The organism is Pseudoalteromonas sp. QJM3NY_22 (assembly GCF_056173065.1).
Map to the genome: position 1 here is coordinate 1,962,210 of NZ_CM149655.1, position 22,764 is coordinate 1,984,973.

Sequence of the window (22,764 nt, forward strand, 5' to 3'; positions counted from 1 at the left end):
TAGAATAAAAAAAAATTTAACTGCTAAATCGTAACGAAGTGTTTATGAATGTGTTTAAGTGCCCATAAATACAGTATTTTTGAAGTATTTAATAATTTTTTGCATCAAATTAATGCGCATTAAAAATTAGTTAATTATGTAAAGAGGTTCACAATTAAATGCAGTCAAATATTGCTTATTACTTGCCATTGAAGCAGAATTAGCTAATGTATACAGGTTAGACCAGTTAACGGGGCAGAGGATGTTAGAACAACAACTACAATTAAAACACACACGATTACGTAACCGCTTAGTGATGGGCTCAATGCATACGGGCTTAGAAGAAGGCTGGCATAACCGAAAACGCCTACGTGCTTTTTATGAAGCACGTGCCAAGGGCGGTACCGCAATGTTAATTACGGGCGGGTACAGCCCTAATTTACGCGGTAAATTGACACCTATTTCTTCCTCATTTAATAGTTATTATGACGTATTTAAGCATCGCGCATATACAGATGCTGTGCATAAACATGGCGGGAAAATTTGCCTGCAACTATTACATGCTGGACGCTATGCATATCATCCATTCAATCAAGCGCCAAGTGCCATACAAGCACCTATTAATCCTTATAAACCTAAAGCTATGTCATTAGGGTCTATTAAAAAAACAATTAAAGACTTTGCGCACTCTGCCTATATGGCTGAAAAAGCAGGGTACGATGGCGTAGAAGTGATGGGTTCTGAGGGTTATTTAATTAATGAATTTATGGCGCCTCATACTAATAAACGCGAAGATGAGTTTGGTGGTAACCTAGAAAACAGAATGCGACTTGCGCTTGAAATAGTTAAAGCAGTGAGAGCAAAAGTATCTGAAAAGTTTTTAATCATTTTTAGATTATCAGTAATAGATTTAATCCCAAATGGCTCAACACCCGATGAAGTGACAATTCAAGCTATTGAACTTGAAAAAGCGGGCGTTGATATTTTTAATACAGGCATTGGCTGGCACGAAGCGCGTGTACCGACTATTGCGAGTATGGTGCCACCTGGTGCATTTAAAGAAGCTTCAAAACGCTTAAAAGATGTAGTTAGTGTCCCAGTAATTGCTGTTAACCGAATTAATACACCTGAAATTGCTAATGATATTTTAACTGCCGGGGAAGCAGACTTAATTTCAATGGCTCGTCCGTTATTGGCTGACCCTGAGTTTTTTAATAAGTATGTAAATAAGCAATCTAAGCAAATCAATATCTGTATTGGGTGTAATCAAGGTTGTTTAGATCACGTGTTTAAGAATAAACGTGCTACCTGTTTAGTTAATCCACAAGCTGCATTTGAGCTAGATTACCCATTAGAGCAAGCGACTAAAGCTAAAAATGTATTGGTAGTGGGGGCCGGTCCTGCTGGTTTATCGGCAAGTTGCTATTTAGCGCAAAAAGGCCATCACGTCACGTTAATTGATCAAAAAGAGCAGATGGGTGGCCAATTTAATTTAGCTATGCAAATACCCGGTAAAGAAGACTTTAACCACACTTTAAATTATTACACTAATGAGTTAGCACGTTTAAATGTGAGTGTTGAATTGGGTAAAGCTTATAATGACAGTATGCTTGAAAGCTATGATGATATTGTTTTCGCTACAGGTGTAAGACCACGTGAAGCAACGATTAAGTGTAATGATGGTAAACGTGTTTTTGCCTACGACGAAGTTATTCGTGGCGAAGTAGAACTGGGTAAATCAATTGCAATTTTAGGCGCAGGTGGCATAGGTTTTGATATGGTCGCATTTTTAAGTGAGCACAAATCACAAACTATTAGCGATTTTAAAACGCAATGGGGCATTGAATGTGAGCCACAACCACATAAAGATGAACGCCAATTATACATGTTAAAGCGAAGTGCAGGGCGCTTTGGTAGTGAGTTAGGCAAAACAACAGGCTGGATACATCGCCAAGTCGCAAAACAACATGGTGTTAAGCAAATTGCTGATTGCCAATATAACAGTTTTGATAAAAATGGTTTATCCATAACTGTTGCAGGTGAGACACAAACCTTACCAGTTGATACTGTTATTGCCTGTATCGGGCAGGTATCAAATAATGAAGTGCTCAAAAATCAACTTGATAATGCTAAAGTACATGTCATAGGCGGTGCTAAACTCGCTTCAGCAATTGACGCTAAGCGCGCGATATTTGAAGCATTGCAAATTGCCCGCAGTATTTGACGAACATAATGCTATATTTGTGCAATGAAATACTTTTTGTTTTAGTGCGGTCTTGGTTGTTTATAGTCTATAACTAAATAAACAATGAACGAACAGGACACACATGAAAAATAAAATAATTGGTATTTACGATACAATTTTGGGTAAATTATCATTTTTAGATGGTTTACCCGCTTTACTATTTCGTTTGATTTTAGCGCCAGTAATGATTATTGCAGGTTACAATAAACTTGCGATAAGCGGTGAAACCGAAAGTTTTTTTGATAACTTTTTAGCCTCTCCCGACGTTGTTCAATGGTTTGGCAATAGTGAATGGGGATTAGGATTACCTTTTCCCGATTTACTTGCTTTTTTAGCGGGGTGGAGTGAGTTCTTAGGCGGCTGGTTTTTACTGCTTGGTTTGCTCACTCGCTTAGTTAGCATTCCGCTGATGTTCACGATGGTTGTAGCGGCAACATCAGTGCATTGGCATAATGGTTGGTTTGCAATAGCACCTACAAACCCTGATACCAGTGCAGCACAAGTACTTGATTGGCTATCTGTTCCAGGTGCTAAAGAAAGCCTCGATAACTCTTTAGAAGTACAAAACCGAATCGGGATAATTCGTGGATTAGTCGAAGAACATGGTTCTTCCGATTACTTATACGAAAAAGGTAAACCATCGATTTTAAACAATGGCATTGAGTTTTCAGCAATCTACTTTGCTATGCTATTTAGCTTATTTTTTATGGGCGGCGGACGTTTTGTCAGTATTGATTATTGGCTAAAGCGAGTTGCTCTAAAAGAATAACGACTTAACATGTATTACTAACGGCTACTTAAATTATTATTTATGTAGCCGTTTTGCGTTTTAGACTTTCAATATTTATTTTTTCAGCATTAAAATGTTACCCTAACGTTTTTAATTTTAAGGAAATAGCTGTGAACGCAATCGAGCTTCTACTTACCCGTCAATCTGATCCAAAATTAACTGATCCCGCGCCAAATGAGGAGCAACTTGCAATTATTCAGCAAGCAGCATTACGTGTTCCTGATCATGGCTGTATAGCCCCTTGGCAGTTTATTATTGCCCAGGGTGATGCGCGCCATAAATTAGGCGAAATTTATCATCAAAGTGCAGTGACAGAGCTACAAGAAGAAAAAGTAATTAATCGTGCTAAAGAGCTTCCATTGCGTGCACCTATGATTATTATTGCGATTGCAAAATACCAAGAACACCCAAAAGTCCCTCGAATAGAGCAAATACAAAGTGCAGGATGCAGTGTATTGGCAATGCAACAAGCCGCATTTGCACAAGGTTTAGGTGGCGTTTGGCGTACGGGGTATTTTGCACAAAGTCAGGCTGTTAAAAAGGCACTTAATTTGCAAGAGCACGATGAAATAGTGGGCTATTTATATATAGGTACGCCGACTGTAGATTGCAAAAAATCGGCTCGCCATAAACCTGAAAATTATTTTAGTTATTTGTAAAATAGTATGAACTTTTCCTAATTTTAATAGTCTTAAATCATTAATGTTGTATATTGCTTAGAGAAAAAATTAATGGTTCGGCTGTGAGAAGTGCTTGGAAGCATAAAGTATAATAATTCTTCTTCAGTTTGTTTTTTAATCGGTTGTTTTTTGATAATGTATGGAAAGTCTTAATAAAAATAACGATAAAGAAGACGAAAACGATGGGTAATTTATTTTTACGTGAAAAAGAAAACTGGTTAGCATGGTCAATCTGGGGTGTTTTGGGATCTCTTGTCACACTCTATGTTGCTATGAGTACTAATATAGCGCATTGTGCGGCAGGTTCGGCTATTAGTGTATTAGTAATATTAACTTGGTGGATGCAACAATCTAAACGATTTGATTTTGGTCGGGCATTTAAAATATGTTGCTATGTATTAATGTTAAGTCTATTGCCCACCCTTATCCTTGTTGTGATACCCAGTGGTGATTTAAATCAATTTGATATGATTTTTCAAAGCATAACGCTATTTGCACTGAGTTTGTTAGCATGTTTGATTTGTTCGTTTATTGCACGAAGACCAAAGCAGTATTACTAACAAGTAGATTATTAATAAATATATTTAATTTTTTACTCACTAGAGTGTATTAGTTCTTTACAAGCAATGCATTTCACTCTATTATCCGCGCCGTACGGAGAGATGGCAGAGTGGTCGAATGCACCGGTCTTGAAAACCGGCATGGGTTTATAGCCCATCTAGGGTTCAAATCCCTATCTCTCCACCATTATTTAAAAAACCGCCTTATTGGCGGTTTTTTGCTATATGGAACTAAAAATGACAAAACAAATTCAATCAATCCCACAATTATTAATTAAACATACTTTACTATGGACGGTATTTGGTTACTGCTATCAAAGTGCTATTAGCTTATTAGTAAAAATGGCTATAGACGCTCAACCAGAATACCCATTAATTACCGCTTTAATTTATGGTGTTGGTTTTAATGTTTTAGCTGCCCATCTTATTACTAAATACGATAAGCATTGGCCAGTTATTGGCTCTGTTTTTATCGGTTGTATAGGGCTGCTTGTCGTGCCATTTTTACTGCTTGGCGAATCAGGATTACTAACAATGCCTCTACTTGTTGGAATTTTATTCAGTTTGCCGCTTTGCAGTTATATTGTTGGCCTAATTAAGCTAAAACTCAGCAAAAACTAGCCCCAAACGCGGTTTATTTTGTGATAGCATAGTCGCGTCTTTTAACTAAAAAAACGTGAAAAACACATTATGTCAGATAATTTTACTACAGATGCTGAAAAAGCAAGTTACGGTATTGGCTTACAAATGGGTGAGCAACTTAAGTCTAATCCTTTTGAAGGCTTAAACCTAAATTCAGTATTTGAAGGCATGAAAGATGCGTACGCTGGTAGCGCATTTCAAGTTGAGATCCCTGAGATCCAAGCTGCATTTGAAAAAATCAACGAAGAGATTCAAGCTCGTCGTGAAGAAGAGTCTAAAGTACTTTCTGCAGAAGGTATTTCATTCTTAGAAGAAAACGCAAAACGTCCTGAAATCACAGTAACTGAGTCTGGTCTTCAATACGAAGTACTAGCAACTGGCGAAGGCGAAGGCGAAGGCGAAAAGCCAACAGCTGAGTCTACAGTACGTGTTGATTACCACGGTACACTTATTAACGGTACTGTGTTTGATAGCTCATACGAGCGCGGTGAACCAGCTGAATTTCCAGTTGGTGGCGTGATCAAAGGCTGGACTGAAGCATTACAAATGATGCCTGTAGGTACTAAATGGCGTATCTACGTTCCTCATGAGCTTGCTTATGGTGAACGTGGCGCAGGTGCTGCAATCGCACCTTTCTCAACGCTTGTATTTGACGTTGAACTACACGAAATCATTTCTTAATTTAAATAAATTTTAAAATTAAGAGTTTAAAAAGCCGTATTCGATCTGAATACGGCTTTTTTGTGTCTGTAATCTAAGCGTTTTATACCAATTCGATTAATTAACCTGAATCTCGTTTAAGAAATTGAACTAAATGCCTGTTCCGAGATCCGATCTTTCGACCAAAAACGATTGGATAAGCAAGGAACAGGCATGATTAAATTAGTTGAATTATTTTGCGATGTCGATGATTTTTGCAAAGTATTTATACCCCAATGGGAAAAACAATTACTCGAAGATGGCACCCAAAAACGTCAGCGTTCAGGACGTATGACGACCAGTGAAATTATGACTATTGTTATTAGTTTTCATATGTCACATCACCGAGATTTCAAAAATTACTACCTTGGCTATGTATCACTTATGTACAAAAGTGAATTTCCCAACTTGCTCAGTTACACACGATTTTTAGCCGTTATGCCAAGGGTAATTGTGCCGATGTGTGCCTATTTTACTTCACTTAAAGGTAAACCCACAGGCGTTGAATTCATTGACTCCACATGTATTAAAGTGTGCCATAATATTCGTATTCCAAGACACAAAACCTTTGATGGAATAGCCCAGCGTGGCAAAGGAACAATGGGATGGTTTTATGGCTTCAAGCTACATTTAATCGTTAATCACCATGGTGAAATTGTTGCTGCGAAAGTGACAACAGGAAATGTACATGATACTCAACCAGTGCGTGAGTTAGCGAGCTGCCTGACGGATAAATTATATGGTGACAAAGGGTATTTAAGTAAAGCTTTAGAAGCCGATTTACTCGATAAAGGGGTAAAGCTCATTACGACGGTTCGCAAAAATATGAAGGCAAAAGCGATGTCATTATGGGATAGAGCAATGCTTTCAAAACGCTTTATAATCGAAACAATTAATGACCAGCTCAAGAACATATCCTTCATTGAACATTCAAGACATCGGAGTATGAACGGCTTTATGTTGAATTTAGTCGCTGGATTGGTGGCTTATTGCTTCTTGAATTCAAGTATTAAGTGCAATCATTATGCAGCCACCAGAACTTCTGATTGCCCCGTAAATAACTCATGAGGGGTTTTATACCCTCTTGTTTTTCTTGGCCGATGGTTGAGCTTATCAACTGCCGCCTGTATTTCTGCTTCACTTAGCGACATAAAGTCAGTTCCCTTGGGGAAGAAGCGTCTAAGTAAGCCGTTGGTATTCTCATTTATGCCCCGCTCCCATGATGAATATGGGTGAGCGAAATACACATCCGCTTCTAATTTTTGTGCAATATGCTCATGGTGAGCAAACTCTTTTCCATTATCTAAAGTCACGGTAATAACCTTACCTTTATAGGGTGTCATACACTTGATCAGCGCATCGGCTGTTATTTTCGCATGCTTGCTTTCAATTCTGTGAACGACTGTATATAACGTTTTACGTTCAACCATTGTAACAAGGGCATTTTTACGCCCTTTGCCTATCACTGTATCGCCCTCCCAATCACCAATCCTAGACTTTGAATCCACAATACTTGGGCGTTCATCAATACTGACTCGATTAACTATCTGTCCACGTTTATCGTAGCTTCCATAGCGTTTTTTATACTTTTTACATGCACGAGTGAGTGTCTTATGTAGTTCACCACCACGAGCCTTGTCTCTGTAAATATATTGATAAATCGTTTCATGATGCAAAACGACCTTTTTCTCTAAAGCTAAGCGGCCTGCCACCTGCTCTGGCGAAAGTCCGTCAACCAACAATTTATTAATCCAGTCAGTAACATCATCTGTTAACTTACTTGCTTTGAAAGATGACTTGCGTCTTTGCTCTGCAAAATTATTGGCTTGGTTAGGTCGATAGCCTTTAAGCCCTTTATTGCGTTTTAACTCTCTAGAGATAGATGACGGTGAACGAGTGAGTTCATCAGCTATCTGTTTTTGGTTATTTCCTGCTTTTATTAACGCGTAAATCTGGTATCTTTCTGCTTGTGTCAGCTGTTTATATTTCATTAAAGCAATTTCCTTTGGCGAGAGAATGGCCGAATTATAACAGCTGGCCATCTAATCTGAGAAATTGCACTTATTATCCGAATTTAGGCTTGAAAGAAAAGAAGCCACACCTTAATTTAACTGACGTAGAGCTTAACGCATTAGTTATCGCTTAAGCAGAACTCAGGTTAATTAAGTGGTCTATTTTGCGCTAAGAAAATTGTGTCCATAACAAGGCAAAAATTTCTTTAATTAATTGTTATCACTAATTGCTCCTGCATTGCTCTACCTCCTACATCCATGCAGTCGTATATCAGAATTTTTTACACAGTTAGAGTAAGATTTAATCCCTTAAATTGATTAACTATTATTAGGGATATATATTCTAACAATAAAAAAACCGCATTAATAAAATGCGGTTTATAAATATATAAGCTAAAACGATTTTTAATTATTAAAAATAACCACGAACACCAAAGCGAAAGTTTCTGCCTGGAAGTGGGGCGGTATCTTTAATAAAAGAGGTATGCACAAAGCCTAACTCGTCAGTAATATTATCTACATTTAGATAAAGTTGTGCATCTATTGCGCCTAATCCTAATTGGTAGTTAGCCTGTGCATCGAATAATGTATAACCATCTGTTTTAGTTTCAAAGGCCGTTATATCACTTTGATCAAAGTAATGCGTGCCAGTAAGTGTCAACTGTAAATCACCTAAAGTGTATTGCAGTTCAGAACCTAACTTATTAGCTGGAATACGCGGTAAATTACCTTCATCGTCTTTTAATTTAGCGCGAGTCGAGTCGCCAAATACTTTTACCATAGCGCTTGGTGTTATTTGATAATGTGCATCAAACTCAATTCCATAAAGCTCAGCGTCTTTACTTGTGAACTGATAAACTGCAACGGCATCGTCATGTGCACCAATAGCTGATTCTAAACCATCCTCTTCGTCAAATACTAATCCTGTATTTTCTTGAAAGTAAAAGTTTTTAATATCGTTATAGAAAAAGTTAACGGTATAACCAAAATCGCCACTAAAACGTCTAAAACTTAAATCTAAGTTTGTTGAGGTTTCTTGTTTAATATTTTCTGGTTCGAAATGTGCTTCATTACCTTCAATGTTATACCCAAGACCTAGCTCATACGTACCAGTGGCAATGTGTAAGCCATTGGATAATAATTCAGCAGAGAGTGGTGCACGTTCTGAATGAGAAATACTCGTCGCAATACTATGGCCTGGTTTGTATTGCCAAATAGCGCCAGCAGATACACTTACATTAGTAAAACTTTTGCTGTAACCGATTGTTTCTTCATCGTCATGGTCATTTTCAACTTCGTCGTGATCATGGCCGTGTTCAACTTCTGAAATTTGGCTTTTTATTTTATAATCTTCAACACGTGCGCCCAGCTCTACTGTCACATCACCAAATTCACGTTCTTCTAATAAATACACAGCGTTAGTTGTTGTTACGCTCGCTGGTGTAAATGCTTCTTCACCAATAGCATCGTAATCAGAATCACTGTAATGATAACCAACCATACCGTGCCAATCAGCAAATTTATGCTCTACATTTAAACGTGCTTCTGTCGTTTCATTTGTAAAGGTTGTACCAATTGCACCGTCTTCAATTTCGCTATGCGAATAATCAGTGTAGCCAACACGTAATTTGATTGTTTCAATCCAGTTATTATGCAGTGCGTAACTTACAAGTCCTTGCCAGCGGTCTTGCTCTAAATGAGCATAAACTGGGTCTTCAGCCGTTTCATCTTCATGCTCAGCGTGCTCTTCTTCAGTTTCGTCTTCGTGATCATGCTCGTGATGATGTTCATGCCCCGGAATACCGTAATCAGTTTCTATATTGCCATATGAAAAACCAACCGTTAAGTGCTCCCCAACATAGCTAGTACCAAAGTTAACTGTTTCACTATCGATAAAGGTATTTTCTACTGAGTTTTCAATTTCTACATCGCCATCTTCATCTGAGATAGTAAAAGTCGGCGTTTGATAATCATCACCTGTACGTTTTGTACCATCAAAATGAAAATTAAAATTGTTATAACCGCTTTCTAATTTTGCAGCATATGTATTAGCGTTTGATACAGTGTCGTGACTGTATTCTGCCGCGCCCGTTAGTTCATCAATGTTACTAGTAGGAATGCGGTTATCTACTACATTTACTACACCACCAATCGCACCCGAGCCATAAAGTAGGGTACTTGGGCCGCGTAATACTTCTATCTGCTCTGCGGCTAAACTATCGCTTGATGTTGCGTGGTCTGGACCAATACGCGACGCATCACTGCTATCTAAACCATTTTGCATGATTTTAACGCGAGGGCCACCTAAGCCACGAATAATAGGGCTTGAAGAAACAGGGCCAAAGTAGCTGGCGTTAACACCTGGCAAACCCTTTAGCGTTTCACCAAGTGTAGGTTTAGATTTATTTCTAAGCTCATCACCAGATAAAACACTCACTGGAGAAATCATTTCTAGACTATTTTTATGAAGCGCTGAGGCATACACAACAACAGTTTCTACCGAGGTTGGTTTAAGAGAAACGGTTACATTGTTAGATAAACCTGTAACATCTATTCGAGAATCAATGTAATTATTTTTACTTATATGCAGTTGGCTTGCTGTATCAACTTCAATAGAGAATTCGCCAAGCTCATTACTTTTTACGCCTTGTGTCTTACCATGTATATGAATAGTCGCATTTTGAATTGGTTGATTTTTATTATCTGTTACTTTGCCATTAATTGTGGCAGCAAGTACTGAATGAGAACATAAAACAGAAAAAATAGCGGAGGAGATTAATGTTAGCTTTGTCATGGATATATTGGTTCGCGGTTATTATGTTGTGATATAATATAACACCGAGAAATAAACGAATCAACAATGTTATACCATAACTTTTATTTTTGCGTTAAATAGGCTAAAAACACCGATAAACATTTTTATGAACAATCAAGTATCTATAAATGTAGTCAGTACATTTAATTAATTCGCCTAAAATTATTTATATTTAAATCATATGAACTAATTCATTTCAACAATAAAAAATAAATAAGATATTGTTTATTAAGCATTTGTAAAGTGATTTTCGAACTTTTTATAATCAGAGTGTACCTTTAGATTTTCCGTCATTGTTAACAGTTAATTGTTTTTGTTTCAGTGTTGTGTAATTATCCTGCCTAGTTTTAAATGCTTTTAGCAGGCATTGATCAGACCCCTAGGCAACTTTTTGGATTTTATATAAATGCAACGCATGTCCACCAATGAGCCTTATTATCTTTTCCCTGAACTCATCAAAACCATCCAAGCTGATTTTGTCGCCTTGCTGGAGTAGATTAATTCCCTCAAAACACTGAAAGACCCAACGTAATGTTGGGTTAGATATTTCTTTATTGATTTGATTCGCTATCGTGGCTTTTTCTTTTTTCATATTCGCTCTCATTCGTCTTTGCGCGATTGAATAAACTAACAATGAAAGTGTCATCACCATCAACAGAGCATCTATTCTACTTGGCTTTTTGATAAATAATGATGAAACAAAAAACAAGGGGTCTTTTAAAAACCTAAACCCTTTTTCTACTTCAGATTGTGCTTTGTAATGCTTAAGTAAACCTACTGGTGAAAGGGCTTCTTTATCAATATTCGTTGCTAATACGAAGCATGACTTTTGTTCTACAATCTGTTTTATTGCGCTTTCGTTTTCTTCAATTTCTGCCGTGATTTGCCATTCAATATTTTTTACTGGCGCATCTTTTTTAGGTCGCCCTTTACCTTCATAGACTTTATGCTTAATAAATTGCTGAGTCGCTATTTGATGATGCTTCATCTTTTTCGCTAATTTATCTAATGCGCGTTGTGCGTCAGTTTGACAAGCGAAACGTTGAGCTTGTAAATGGAAGAGGTCTTTTTTGATGCCTGTGTGTGCTCGCTCAACTTGTCGAACAATGCTTTTTTGTGCTCGGCTATTAGCTGCTTTTGAATAAATAATCATCCATCTTTGCTTTATCCCCATATGCTCAATCTCTTCAACAACATATTGATAGTTATCATCAATATTAACCCATTGGTTGGCTGCTATGGCTGTACTTATAGAGGATTTTTCAAGAGAAATTGTTGAAGGTACTAGCGTGAGAAATTGAATTTTGGTTAAAAACTCAGCATTACTTTTATGATAAAGTTTACAGTCTGCCACAAGGTATTTAGGAGCTTGGCTTTTTTTGAACTCGTCAACAAGCGCCTTACTTCGCGCTTTAAAAATAGCGGTGTCTGCGCTGTTACCATCCCAGTTTTTACATGCAAGCGGGATCCCACCATCTTGGCTAACAATGATTTCTTGTACGACTTGTTTTAAATCAGGACGGTGAGCCTTGCTATAGCCATGAGTAATTTTAATGACGTTTTCATCACTATCTCCATCATCAAAAGCATATTCACCTGTCAGAGAGTGACTCGTTGTATCAAGTGATTCAAAGGTTTTATCAACTTGTTCTATTTCACATGCTTGTCCGGAGACTAATGAAAATAAGCTTTCACAGCCAAACTCGAAGCATTGATCGAGAGTTCTACCAAGTTTGTGACGATTAAAATGTGATGCTTGAACCCCTTCACGAAATAAATGTTCAAGAGGCAAGTTAGTAAAAAATTGAGGGCTGAGTGATAAAGATCGATTGGCAAAACCGAGTCCATTCATGATCATGCCTTTTACAGCTTCACCGGGGGTGATTTCTTGTTTATCGTCTTGAGGTAAGTATTGATCTAAAAGGCTGACAATTTTTAAGTCTTCTATAACACCTGAAACAATACCGTGATGGTCTAACCGTTTGATTTTTAGATTCATATACACCTCAAAGTTGAGATGTTATTTTATCAAATTAAAGAGAATTAAGCGTTTAAATTAAATCGAAATTTTTGAAATTGGTCTGATCAATGTCTGTTTTAGCTTTGCTACTTTAAAGCTCGCTATTAAACCAACACAATAATAGGCTCAACATGAATCACATACCTAAAGACGTAAGATTGACACTAATGCTTTGCTGTTTAGTAGGACTTGCAGGGTGTAATAATGGAAAAATATCAGAAAAAAAACCGAACAATACAGTCGTTGATTTTAAGAAACAGCTTGTTATTTTTGATTTCGAAAAAAACAATTACAGCGATAATATAAATACCATTAATGCTTCTACTAAACTTGTTGAGCAAAGTGGAAATCATAAATTACAAGTAAATCTATACTCTAAATCACACACCGAAAGCGATTTTGAGTTTGTTAATCCACAAGGTTGGGATTGGCAAGCTATTGGTAACTTTGCCCTTGCGATTGATATTCAAAATCCTAATAGCGCATCCACCCATATTTATGTGAAAACTACCGATAAGTCAGGCAAGTCACCAGGGCGGGATCACACTTTGTAAATAAACAAATTTTATGATCTAATACCATAAATTTCATCACCTTAAACTTATTATGTCACTCTTCTCACATTTAGAACTCGTCAAAGATAATCGTTCACATATAAATCAGCACCATAACTTAGTTGATGTGCTTTTTCTTATTATTACTGCCGTTACATCAGGGTGTGAAAACTGGCAAGACATTGAAGTCTATGGCGAAAGTAAGCTTAATTGGTTAAGAGGATTTCGTTCTTTCAAAAATGACATACCCACTCGACATAGTATTGCTCGGATTTTTAGAACCGTTGATACTGACTCATTACTACTCGCGATGTATAGCTGGGTCAATCAAAACCGCGTTAAGTCAGCGCATCCTGTCATTGCCTTCGATGGCAAAACTATTCGCGGAGCAAGTAAACACATTGCTGATAAATTACATCTCGTCTCAGCATTTGATTGTGAAGCAGGTCTCACATTATTCCACCAAACAGTTGGCAGTAAGACGAATGAAATACCGGCAGTTCGGGATTTATTGAAAATACTCGATATCAATAACACCGTCATTACACTTGATGCTTTGCACTGCCAAAAAGAAACGCTAAAACAGCTAATTAGCAGACATGCAGATTATCTAGTGCAAGCAAAGGGTAATCAAAAGAAACTTTATAGCGCGATTCAAGATGCATTTACACACCAGTATGAATCTGAAAACTCAGAGATACTTAGTCATGTAACACAAGATGAAGGGCATGGGCGAAAAGAAGTACGCACGATAGATTGTCTTGATGCGCGTTTATTACCGAGTGAAATTAAAGAGAGCTGGCCATCAGTTAGAACAATCGTTGCGGTGCAGCGAGAGCGAACGAAGGGTAATAGAACGAGTATTGACACACATTACTACCTAACATCGTTGACAGACAATATATTGATAAGTAAAGCAATAAGACAACATTGGCTGATAGAAAATCAGCAACACTGGATACTGGATGTCGTATTTAAAGAAGATGCCTGTCAAATACATGAGCCATTAAGTGCGCAACATATGGCACTATTTAGACGCGTCGTTAGGAACATGATAAAGCAGCATACGAAAAGCAAGGGGTCAATAAGAAGTAAGTGTGTAAGAGCTTGTTATGATGATGCTTTTAGAGAAGAACTTCTTTTTGGTTAACATTTTTAACAAAGTATGCTCGCGCCCTGGGCAAGTCACAAACACGCAGTGTCGTTGTACCCGGGCACTCAGAAAACACTTATTACATCGAGCTTAAAGGCGCTAACCTTAATATAAACTCAGGCATTCGCTCAAATCCACCCAGTTGGCATAGCGGTTATACACCTATTATTTATAGGGGTGGGCAAAAAAATATAGATGTAAGCAGCATTGTAAAGGTGTCGCTTGGTGTAAAGGGCTTACTTGAAGATAAACGTTTTTTAATTGATAACTTACGCTTGATAAAACCAACTAATTTTGATGTAAGTTACCTCAAAGGGTTGGTGGATGAATTTGGACAGAATGCAAAGTTAAACTTTATTAACAAGGTTACGTCAACTGAGCAGCTATTAGTTATCTCACAAAAGGAACAAGCTCAGCTGCAAGCACAACCACTGCAAGGGCGCTCTAAGTTTAGCGGCTGGAAAAATGGCCCACAATTAAAGGCTACAGGGTATTTTAGAACCGAAAAATACAAAGGTAAATGGAGTTTAGTTGACCCAGAAGGTTATCTGTATTTTTCGACCGGTATCGATAACGTCCGCATGGCAAACACCTCAACGATTACTGGCTACGATTTTGATCAAAGTTATATTAAACAACGCGAAGCTGGCGACTTAACACCCGAAGACTCACTTGGATTAAACCCAGCGGCTGTAGCTGCTTGGCCAACACGTTATCAAAGCTCAAAGCTCAGAGCTGAGATGTTTAACTGGCTACCAAAACAGGACGATCCCCTTGCCGATAATTATGGCTACAGACGCGAAGTACACAGTGGAGCAGTTAAAAAAGGCGAAACGTTTAGCTTTTATCGCGCTAACTTAGAGCGAAAGTATCAGACACATAACAACAATGAATTAATGAAACAATGGCAAAAAACAACCGTTAATCGTATGTTGTCGTGGGGTTTTACATCGTTTGGTAACTGGATAGAAGAGCAGTATTACCATACTAAAAAATTACCTTATTTTGCTAATGCATGGATCATTGGTAACTTTAAAACAGTAAGCAGCGGTAACGATTATTGGAGCCCACTACCAGATCCATTCGATCCTTTATTTGTTGAGCGCGCCGATGTAACACTTGCAAAAGTAGCTCAGCAAGTCAAAAACAGTCCATGGTGTGTTGGAGTGTTTATTGATAACGAAAAAAGCTGGGGCATGATGAATTCAGATACCACACGTTACGGCATTGCCATTAATACACTTAAAAATAATGCCAAAAATAGTCCAACTAAAGCTGAATTTGTACTTTTAATGAAAAATAAATACAGCAAAATAAGTAAATTAAATAAAGCATGGAATACAACACTCTCATCGTGGGATGAGTTTGCAGAGGGAGTGACTTTAACGCAGTTTAACGATCACGTTAATACCGATTTATCAGCGATGTTGTTCCATTATGCTAATCAGTATTTTGCAGTGGTGGATGAAGCAATTACCAAACACTTACCAAGTCAGTTAAATATGGGAGCGCGTTTTGCCGATTGGGGAATGACTCCTGAAATTAGAGCCGCCAGTGCAGCTCACGTTGATGTAATGAGTTACAATTATTATCGAGAAGGTTTAAACCAAGAGTTTTGGGAGTTTTTGTCGGATATAGATATGCCAAGTATTATTGGCGAGTTTCATAATGGAGCTCTTGATTCGGGTCTGCTAAACCCTGGACTAATACATACTCAATCGCAGCAAGAGCGCGGATCAAAATACCAAAATTATATGAATAGCGTAATTGATAACCCTTATTTTGTCGGCGCACATTGGTTTCAATATATAGACTCACCTTTAACAGGGCGTGCATACGATGGCGAAAACTACAATGTGGGTTTCGTAAATGTGGCTGATATTCCTTACGAACCACTCGTTAATGCAGCTAAAAATGTGAATAAATCTTTATATGAGCGAAGGTACCGCAATGATAAAAATTAAACACATTATTAACGTTCTAACTGCTTTGTATTTAAGTGCTTTTGGTTTAACGGGGATAGCATTAGCCGAACCAACCGAAAAACCATTGTATGAGCAGGGGACGTATCAAATATTTAATGAACAAGCGCTTGAGGTACTCAACTTAAAGATGCCATTGCAAATACTTGCCTCTGGGTATGAATGGCTAGAGGGACCCGTGTGGGTAAATCAAGGGGGGTATTTGTTATATTCTGATATACCTAATCATCAAGTATATAAATACACGCCAGGTAAAGGTGTTAGCCTATATCTAGCGCAAAGCGGCTACTCAAATGGCTTATTGGTTAATGCACAAAACGAGCTTGTTCTTTTGCAATCTCGCTCTCGTGTTGTATCTAAAATGAAAGCGCCTTTGAGCGCCCCAAAATCTGATTACTTACCTATAGTAAGTCACTTTAATGGTCAAAAGTTTAATAGTCCAAATGATGGTGCATTTAATAACAAAGGCACACTTTATTTTAGTGATCCACCTTATGGACTTCCTAAGCAGCTAAATGACGAAAATAAAGAGTTAAGTTTTCAAGGTGTGTATTCGGTTAAAGATACAGGAGAAATAACGTTATTAGACGACGAATTAATTTATCCTAATGGTGTTGCGTTGTCGAATGATAACAAAATTTTGTATGTAGCTGCATCGAATGAAAATAAACCCGCTTGGTACCAGTATTATTTAAATAGCAATGGAGGTGTTACTAGCAAATCACTGTTTTATCAGCTGCCACCAATTGCAAAGCACGGCAAAGGATTACCTGATGGTTTAAAAGTACATAAAAGCGGGATTATCTTTGCTACAGGACCCAATGGTTTATGGCTATTTAATAAAAAGGCTGAACTATTAGCTAAAATTACCACGCCAAATATGAGTGCTAATTTGGCATTTAATACTCAACAGAACCGTGTTTATATAACCGCGCATACACAGTTATTAGCGCTTGATTTAAAGTGAAAATAAATCATAAGCCCTTTGAATTGTAGTGTTAATTGTTAGTGTTTGTTCATAGGTTGGATCTTAAGAAAGCTTGAAGTTGAACTCTGTTAATGATCAAATAGTTACGCCAATAAAAACATGACTAAAAACAGAGTTCACATGCAGATTAACCAAGTTTCAAACCAATTAAAAGCCCTTATCTCAGAAAAACACCTCATTGAGCTTGCAAAAACCTCTGGATTTCAAGTTCGACACCGTTGCCTGTCGATCGTTTCTCTGCTCAAAGCCGTATTTAAAAGCTTATCTTGCCTGCAAGACGCTAACTTGTCAGATATCCATCAAAACTTGCGAACGCAGGCTGATTGCACGATAAGTTATAAACCCTTTCATAATCAAATTCGAAAACCAGCCTTGACTGAGCTTGTCCGTGAGCTCGTTATTCAAGCGATGTCTAAATTGTGCGTATTCTCATGACTTTGATCACCGATTCTCATCAGCTTTGATCACCTGATTTATCATTTTGTAGAGCCATTTTTAAATTAGCTTAACTGATCATCATCAGTCAATTTATTTAACTGTTTTCGTATCGATTCTCCTTTTAAATTCAACTTAATCGAACCATGAATTAGCCTATCTAAAATGGCGTCAGCATGGGTTGATTCTCCAATCATCTCATGCCAGTTTTCCTGCGGGAGCTGACTTATAATTATGTGTGATTTATACCCATACCGCGCATCGATTAATTCGAGTAAGTCACCTCGTTGCTGTGCACTCAGTGGTTCAAGCCCCCAGTCGTCTAAGATCAGTAGATCATACTTTATTAACTTCGCCAGTAATTTCCGGTAACTACCATCTGCTTGTGCTAGAAACAGGCTTTCAAGTAGTTCTTTTAATCGAATATAGTAAACGCTTTTTCCTTGTAGGCAGTGCTCATGCCCTAAGGCACATGCGAGGTATGTTTTTCCACAGCCTGTTGCCCCGGTGATTAAGATATTTTGATGTAAGTTCAGCCAGCTATTTTGGCTTAAGTTACGTATCTGTGCTTTTTCTATATTACGTGCCGGTGAGTAAATCAGCTGATTTAACTGAGCCGGTAAGCGGAATTTAGCGTGTCGCACGAGCCGGTCGATTTTTCTTTGCTCACGCGTGTCAATTTCATGTGTTAGCAATAAACTGATGCGCTCTATAAAGCTTTGCTCTTGGTATAAGTTAGGCTGCTCAAGCTGCTGCTTTAATGCGTGTTTTATACCGGATAACTTGAGTAGTTGAAGTTGTTGGTTAATGGTGTCTATCATGATTCATTTCCTTAATGGTAATACTGTGTGCCGCGTATGTTGTCATGCTTTATTGGCTTTTCTGGCTCTGTTTGCTGTGTGGGTAACGGTTGTTGATCCAACCCTTTCTTCAGCATCTGCTTTATTGATTTGAGTGTTGTCGTATTCATTATGATTGCGCGATAACACGCTTGATCAAGCCGTTCTTTTGAATAAGTTTTAGCTAAACTTAACACCCCTAAACAGGCGCGATAAGCGTGCTCGGGGTGACGCCGTCCACTGAGCTGTAACTCAATAACTTGGTGAGTATACTCCCCGATACTTAATGCCCATGAGCGTAAATTTATCGGTGACTGCTCATGCTGTTTTTGATGCGCCAGAGGCATATGATGAGACTGTGTTGTATGCCCTCCTAAACGATGTGAGCGCGGATGCTGTGCGATTAAGGTATCGTCATGATAAAGCTGTACTAGCTGATTGGTTATGTGTGCGCGTAATTGTTTCTTAACCCACTGATACGGCACACTGTAATAATGTTTTTCTATTTCAACATGATAATCAATGTGTACTCGCACCGTTTTGATTTGTGTATAGTGATAGGGCTTTTCAGGCAATGGCTTTAATGCGCTTTTATCCACCATCTCAAATAGCTGTTTACGTGACTGTTGATATTGCTTCATGACCTTATTGTTCATTACATCAAGTAGCTTTGCTATTTCTTGATTTAGATGCGCTAAGCTGTAGAAGGTTTGCTTGCGTAGACGTGCCATGATCCAACGCTCAACAATTTGTACACCGACTTCAGCCTTCGATTTATCTTTGGGTTTATAAGGTCTAGCCGGTATGACAGCGACATTAAAATACTCGGCTAATTGATGATACGTGGGGTTTAAATCAGGCTCGTAGCGACAGGGTTTACTAACGGCGCTTTTTAAGTTGTCGGGAATAACAAGCTCTGGAACACCGCCTAAAAATGCAAAGCAACGGGCATGACTCATCACCCAATCTTCAAGTTGTTGACTATACGTTGCCTCAGCATAGGTATAATTTGATGCGCCGAGCACGGCAACAAACACTTGAGCAGGTCGTGTTTCCTGTGTTGTAGGGCACGTGATGGTCAGCGTAGGGCCACAATAATCCACAAACAGCTTTTCACCGCCTTTATGATGCTGACGCATCGACAACCGTTGTTTTCCTAACCATTGCCGGTAGGCGCGGCAGAAGTGGCTATAGCTGTAATAAGGCTCACCGACTTTCTCACACAATTCATCGAAGACTAACTGCAACGTCAAATGTTTGTGCTGCTTTAAATCCTTATTGATGGTGAGCCAGTCAGGTGTTGGGTATCTTTTTTGACGGGTTGAGAAGTCCCTGATTTTTGTATTAAGAAAAGTACCGTGTTGTTTATCTTCAGGTAACGGCCATTGGTTTAACCCTAACTCATTGGCCTTTTTAACGTAATTAGCCACAGTGCCAGGGGAGATATTTAAGCTTCTAGCAATCTCTCGATGGGATAATTTTGCTGAATATTTCAGCCGTAAAATAGCATGTAATTTACTCATAGATATAGGTCTTGTTGACATTATTGTTATCCTCATCAAATGATTTAGATAACGGTTTAACATACCTACAAAAATGATAAAACGTGAACTCGGTTACGAGTGGCATTAAGCTTTGATCGGCAAAATCATTAAGAACACAAAAGTGATCATTATAGAGTGATTTTCGTGATCAAAGCTTAATGAGAATAAGTGATCAAAGTTAGTGCCATTGGGTGATCAAAGCTGGGGAGAATATGCAAATTGACTGTAAACACGCTGGATAAAACCTTTTTTACCCAGCGAGGAATACAGCGAGTGTTATTGCAAGATGGTTCTTCATTTGCTCTACATGATGAATTAGCGCAGGTTTTTGCTGGTCGTTTTACTGCTGTAAGTCCTGCCGCAATTGAGTTGCACGTTACCTATGACCTATTTAATGAACAACCCTGCGAAATAGATATTCGTCCTGATGTTGAAACTGAGCGCGCCTTTTTACCAGGTAGCCACACACTTGAAGATACGTTATTACTTGCTGATGCTGGGTATTTTGACTTAGATTACTTTGAGCAAGTAGCTCAAGATGGCGGATATTTTTTGATCAGAGCAAATAAAAACATTAACCCAATCGTTACATCAGCTTATTGCGCGGGTATAGAACTTAAAGAAAAGAACATTAAAATCAAAACGTTACTCGATAAATTCGCAAGCCAACCACTTGAATTAACAGTACGTTGGAAGAAAAATGGGCCCGAGTACAGGCTTATCTATTTACCGAATGAAAAGCGCCCCGTTTTCCTTGTTACTAATTTAAAAGAGGCACAGTTTAGCTTTGACGAACTACTCGATATATATGCAACTCGTTGGCAAATTGAGTTGTTTTTCAAAGAACTAAAGTCATGGAATAACCTTAAAGGGTTCATCACACGAGATCCTCATATTGCCGAATCATTGGTTTGGCTGAGCATACTGCAAACACTTATCAAGCGTTTTATCTGCCATAGTGCAGCGGGTATGTTTAAGTGTGCGATCTCGACATTTAGAGCGAGTAAGTGCAGTTATCTTTGGTTGGATGATATTCTGGATTGCATAGAACAAACACGGTGCAGCCATAAGATACATCGTGTATTTGAGCTACTAGCGGTAAATTGTAAGCGGCAAAGCATTGAGAAAAACAATGATATTTGCCGTTTTAAGATAGGAAGTCACACGGTCTGTGTTCCTTAAGAACTAAGCTATGAGTGTTTGTTGGGTTGTTTATATGGGGCAACAAGGTGATACTTTTATATCTGTTAAACAGATCCGGCTCAAGTAAATATACCTTCAGTAAACTGCAAATTTATTTTTGACATTTTGCAGTTTAAAACAATTATCTTTAAAAAGTCTCACAAGTTAATTTCATTTTATTAATGACATGACCTTTACAATAATTCAATCGCGTTGTAAATTGTTAACAATAAGCGGTGTTATGTGAACTAATTCGGTGGTTTAATGAAAGTATCATCACAAACAATAAAAAGTGTAAAAGTAGAGTATTACCAAATTCCGCTAGCTGAAGTATTAAGTGATGCTAAACATGGCGATCACACTCACTTTGAAATTATTGCATTACATATAATGACCCATGACGGCTTTGAAGGTATGGGTTACACCTATACTGGTGGAAAAGGTGGACGTGCAATTTATTCACTCCTTAATGACGAAATTAAACCGGGGTTAATTAACCAAGATTCAACGTCAATTATGGCAATCTGGGATAAGTTACAGTGGGATCTACATTATGTAGGCCGTGGTGGTTTACTTAGTTTTGCTATTTCAGCAGTTGATATAGCGCTGTGGGACATTAAATGTAAACGTTTAAATGCACCCTTATGGCAAGTTACTGGGGGCAGTAGTGATAACACAAAATGTTATGCAGGTGGAATAGATTTAAACTTTAGTGAGCAAAAACTACTTGATAATATTGGTGGTTATTTAAATCGTGGTTTTAACGCCGTAAAAATTAAAGTGGGTAAACCAGATTTTAAAGAAGACATAGAACGTGTAGCTGCAGTACGCAATTTAATTGGTAATGACAAAATACTCATGGTCGATGCTAATTACTCGATGAGTGTGGAGCAAGCAATTCGCTTTGCAAAATCGATTGAAAAATATGATATTACATGGTTTGAAGAGCCCACCATACCAGATGACTACAAAGGTTTTGCTCGCATAGCACAAGCAACCTCAATACCGCTTGCCATGGGCGAAAATTTACACACACTGCATGAGTTTGGCTATGCAATTGACCAAGCTAAATTGGGGTTTTTACAACCAGATGCATCAAATATTGGTGGTATAACAGGGTGGTTACATGTAGCCAGTATGGCATATACCCATAACTTACCTATTTGCAGTCATGGTATGCATGAACTGCATGTATCACTACTGGCATCTCAGCCACATGCTGGTTTTTTAGAGGTTCATTCTTTTCCTATTGATGAATACACAACGCGTCCTTTAAAACTTGAAAAAGGCAAAGCGTGCGCGCCAGATATAATAGGTACAGGTGTCGAGTTTGACCCACAACTCGTTAAACCACATTTAGTTAAGCACTCCTAGTAAAAAATAAACGAGTCGTTGTGCGGCCACAAGAGCAGTGAAGTGATTATTTAACAAGGAGTGATGAATAATCCACCATAAATTAAATCTTATGTGTATTGCTCTTGTGGGCGCCTTTATAAAAATAGTTACATTACTTACAGTGCAAGCTGTTGATATTAAATCCACTATAATAGGAGTATTTAACGTTAAAAAATTGTTTTCTAAAGAGGCAATATTTTATATTTAATTATTCAGAGATTTATCTGAATTGGCATTTACCACAACCCAA

Annotated in this window: 18 protein-coding genes, 1 tRNA gene and 1 pseudogene; 15 read left to right on the forward strand and 5 right to left on the reverse strand. The window is 38.0% G+C overall.

The window, feature by feature from the left end; genetic code table 11:
* The first annotated feature begins 241 nt into the window (after nucleotides 1-241).
* The 8 genes from AC0VZ4_RS08720 (at nucleotide 242) to AC0VZ4_RS08755 (ending at nucleotide 6,663) form a co-directional block, all read left to right on the forward strand.
* On the forward strand, nucleotides 242-2,203 hold the full coding sequence (locus AC0VZ4_RS08720; RefSeq protein ID WP_475441474.1) for an oxidoreductase: 1,962 nt from the start codon (nucleotides 242-244) through the stop codon (nucleotides 2,201-2,203).
* Nucleotides 2,204-2,306: 103 nt separating this feature from the next.
* The gene (locus AC0VZ4_RS08725; RefSeq protein ID WP_033029392.1) at nucleotides 2,307-2,993 is read left to right on the forward strand and encodes an HvfX family Cu-binding RiPP maturation protein; all 687 of its coding nucleotides are present in this window, start codon (nucleotides 2,307-2,309) and stop codon (nucleotides 2,991-2,993) included.
* A 131-nt stretch (nucleotides 2,994-3,124) separates the two neighbouring features.
* The gene (locus tag AC0VZ4_RS08730) at nucleotides 3,125-3,673 is read left to right on the forward strand and encodes an NAD(P)H nitroreductase (RefSeq protein WP_008136700.1); all 549 of its coding nucleotides are present in this window, start codon (nucleotides 3,125-3,127) and stop codon (nucleotides 3,671-3,673) included.
* 203 nt (nucleotides 3,674-3,876) lie between these two features.
* Nucleotides 3,877-4,254 carry a hypothetical protein gene (locus AC0VZ4_RS08735; RefSeq protein ID WP_475441475.1) on the forward strand — a complete coding sequence of 126 codons (378 nt, stop codon included), beginning with the start codon at nucleotides 3,877-3,879 and terminating at the stop codon, nucleotides 4,252-4,254.
* A gap of 96 nt (nucleotides 4,255-4,350) precedes the next feature.
* Nucleotides 4,351-4,441 (forward strand) — tRNA-Ser (locus AC0VZ4_RS08740).
* Between the two features lie 50 nt (nucleotides 4,442-4,491).
* Entirely contained in the window at nucleotides 4,492-4,875 is a 384-nt protein-coding gene (locus AC0VZ4_RS08745; RefSeq protein ID WP_007378059.1) for a hypothetical protein, read from the forward strand.
* A gap of 69 nt (nucleotides 4,876-4,944) precedes the next feature.
* Complete coding sequence (locus AC0VZ4_RS08750; protein ID WP_475441476.1) at nucleotides 4,945-5,577, forward strand: FKBP-type peptidyl-prolyl cis-trans isomerase; 633 nt, start codon at nucleotides 4,945-4,947, stop codon at nucleotides 5,575-5,577.
* 192 nt (nucleotides 5,578-5,769) lie between these two features.
* Complete coding sequence (locus tag AC0VZ4_RS08755) at nucleotides 5,770-6,663, forward strand: IS982 family transposase (RefSeq protein WP_475441634.1); 894 nt, start codon at nucleotides 5,770-5,772, stop codon at nucleotides 6,661-6,663.
* Here the strand turns inward: AC0VZ4_RS08755 and AC0VZ4_RS08760 are convergent.
* The 3 genes from AC0VZ4_RS08760 to AC0VZ4_RS08770 form a co-directional block, all read right to left on the reverse strand.
* Nucleotides 6,618-7,586, reverse strand: a complete 969-nt coding sequence (locus tag AC0VZ4_RS08760; RefSeq protein ID WP_475441477.1) for an IS30 family transposase — start codon at nucleotides 7,584-7,586, stop codon at nucleotides 6,618-6,620. The two genes, AC0VZ4_RS08755 and AC0VZ4_RS08760, sit on opposite strands and share 46 nt — an antisense overlap.
* A 433-nt stretch (nucleotides 7,587-8,019) precedes the next feature.
* Nucleotides 8,020-10,401, reverse strand: coding sequence for a TonB-dependent receptor (locus AC0VZ4_RS08765; protein ID WP_475441478.1), 2,382 nt, complete (start codon nucleotides 10,399-10,401; stop codon nucleotides 8,020-8,022).
* A gap of 400 nt (nucleotides 10,402-10,801) precedes the next feature.
* Nucleotides 10,802-12,421, reverse strand: a complete 1,620-nt coding sequence (locus AC0VZ4_RS08770) for an IS1634 family transposase (RefSeq protein WP_475439646.1) — start codon at nucleotides 12,419-12,421, stop codon at nucleotides 10,802-10,804.
* A 152-nt stretch (nucleotides 12,422-12,573) separates the two neighbouring features.
* On the opposite strand from AC0VZ4_RS08770, the gene AC0VZ4_RS08775 reads away from it, so the two are divergent.
* From AC0VZ4_RS08775 to AC0VZ4_RS08795, 5 genes and pseudogenes are all read left to right on the forward strand, one after another.
* Nucleotides 12,574-12,996, forward strand: coding sequence for a hypothetical protein (locus AC0VZ4_RS08775; protein WP_475441479.1), 423 nt, complete (start codon nucleotides 12,574-12,576; stop codon nucleotides 12,994-12,996).
* Between the two features lie 52 nt (nucleotides 12,997-13,048).
* Complete coding sequence (locus tag AC0VZ4_RS08780; RefSeq protein ID WP_475441480.1) at nucleotides 13,049-14,146, forward strand: ISAs1-like element ISPsesp1 family transposase; 1,098 nt, start codon at nucleotides 13,049-13,051, stop codon at nucleotides 14,144-14,146.
* 29 nt (nucleotides 14,147-14,175) lie between these two features.
* Nucleotides 14,176-16,113 (forward strand): annotated as a pseudogene (locus AC0VZ4_RS08785) (agarase); the annotation flags it as partial.
* Nucleotides 16,100-17,098: an SMP-30/gluconolactonase/LRE family protein gene (locus AC0VZ4_RS08790; RefSeq protein ID WP_475441481.1), complete on the forward strand. Its 999-nt coding sequence runs from the start codon at nucleotides 16,100-16,102 to the stop codon at nucleotides 17,096-17,098. The pseudogene AC0VZ4_RS08785 and the gene AC0VZ4_RS08790, both read left to right, overlap by 14 nt.
* A gap of 141 nt (nucleotides 17,099-17,239) precedes the next feature.
* Nucleotides 17,240-17,554: a hypothetical protein gene (locus tag AC0VZ4_RS08795; RefSeq protein ID WP_475441482.1), complete on the forward strand. Its 315-nt coding sequence runs from the start codon at nucleotides 17,240-17,242 to the stop codon at nucleotides 17,552-17,554.
* Nucleotides 17,555-17,619: 65 nt separating this feature from the next.
* Here the strand turns inward: AC0VZ4_RS08795 and istB are convergent, their stop codons facing one another.
* The gene (gene istB, locus AC0VZ4_RS08800; RefSeq protein WP_290210805.1) at nucleotides 17,620-18,375 is read right to left on the reverse strand and encodes an IS21-like element helper ATPase IstB; all 756 of its coding nucleotides are present in this window, start codon (nucleotides 18,373-18,375) and stop codon (nucleotides 17,620-17,622) included.
* An 11-nt stretch (nucleotides 18,376-18,386) separates the two neighbouring features.
* Nucleotides 18,387-19,937 carry an IS21 family transposase gene (gene istA, locus AC0VZ4_RS08805; RefSeq protein ID WP_475439695.1) on the reverse strand — a complete coding sequence of 517 codons (1,551 nt, stop codon included), beginning with the start codon at nucleotides 19,935-19,937 and terminating at the stop codon, nucleotides 18,387-18,389.
* A 219-nt stretch (nucleotides 19,938-20,156) separates the two neighbouring features.
* Between istA and AC0VZ4_RS08810 the strand changes: the two genes are divergently transcribed.
* Complete coding sequence (locus AC0VZ4_RS08810) at nucleotides 20,157-21,119, forward strand: IS4 family transposase (RefSeq protein ID WP_475441483.1); 963 nt, start codon at nucleotides 20,157-20,159, stop codon at nucleotides 21,117-21,119.
* Between the two features lie 264 nt (nucleotides 21,120-21,383).
* Entirely contained in the window at nucleotides 21,384-22,493 is a 1,110-nt protein-coding gene (locus tag AC0VZ4_RS08815; protein WP_475441484.1) for a mandelate racemase/muconate lactonizing enzyme family protein, read from the forward strand.
* The last annotated feature ends 271 nt before the right edge of the window (nucleotides 22,494-22,764 follow it).

Excerpts from the sequence above, each read along its gene's own strand:
- AC0VZ4_RS08755 (WP_475441634.1), top strand. The coding sequence starts at position 5,770 with ATGATTAAATTAGTTGAATTATTTTGCGATGTCGATGATTTTTGCAAA.
- AC0VZ4_RS08815 (WP_475441484.1), top strand. The coding sequence starts at position 21,384 with ATGAAAGTATCATCACAAACAATAAAAAGTGTAAAAGTAGAGTATTAC.
- AC0VZ4_RS08720 (WP_475441474.1), top strand. The coding sequence starts at position 242 with ATGTTAGAACAACAACTACAATTAAAACACACACGATTACGTAACCGC.
- AC0VZ4_RS08725 (WP_033029392.1), top strand. The coding sequence starts at position 2,307 with ATGAAAAATAAAATAATTGGTATTTACGATACAATTTTGGGTAAATTA.
- AC0VZ4_RS08735 (WP_475441475.1), top strand. The coding sequence starts at position 3,877 with ATGGGTAATTTATTTTTACGTGAAAAAGAAAACTGGTTAGCATGGTCA.
- AC0VZ4_RS08780 (WP_475441480.1), top strand. The coding sequence starts at position 13,049 with ATGTCACTCTTCTCACATTTAGAACTCGTCAAAGATAATCGTTCACAT.
- istA (WP_475439695.1), bottom strand. The coding sequence starts at position 19,937 with ATGTCAACAAGACCTATATCTATGAGTAAATTACATGCTATTTTACGG.
- AC0VZ4_RS08775 (WP_475441479.1), top strand. The coding sequence starts at position 12,574 with ATGAATCACATACCTAAAGACGTAAGATTGACACTAATGCTTTGCTGT.
- AC0VZ4_RS08760 (WP_475441477.1), bottom strand. The coding sequence starts at position 7,586 with ATGAAATATAAACAGCTGACACAAGCAGAAAGATACCAGATTTACGCG.
- AC0VZ4_RS08750 (WP_475441476.1), top strand. The coding sequence starts at position 4,945 with ATGTCAGATAATTTTACTACAGATGCTGAAAAAGCAAGTTACGGTATT.
- AC0VZ4_RS08745 (WP_007378059.1), top strand. The coding sequence starts at position 4,492 with ATGACAAAACAAATTCAATCAATCCCACAATTATTAATTAAACATACT.
- AC0VZ4_RS08795 (WP_475441482.1), top strand. The coding sequence starts at position 17,240 with ATGCAGATTAACCAAGTTTCAAACCAATTAAAAGCCCTTATCTCAGAA.
- istB (WP_290210805.1), bottom strand. The coding sequence starts at position 18,375 with ATGATAGACACCATTAACCAACAACTTCAACTACTCAAGTTATCCGGT.
- AC0VZ4_RS08770 (WP_475439646.1), bottom strand. The coding sequence starts at position 12,421 with ATGAATCTAAAAATCAAACGGTTAGACCATCACGGTATTGTTTCAGGT.
- AC0VZ4_RS08790 (WP_475441481.1), top strand. The coding sequence starts at position 16,100 with ATGATAAAAATTAAACACATTATTAACGTTCTAACTGCTTTGTATTTA.
- AC0VZ4_RS08765 (WP_475441478.1), bottom strand. The coding sequence starts at position 10,401 with ATGACAAAGCTAACATTAATCTCCTCCGCTATTTTTTCTGTTTTATGT.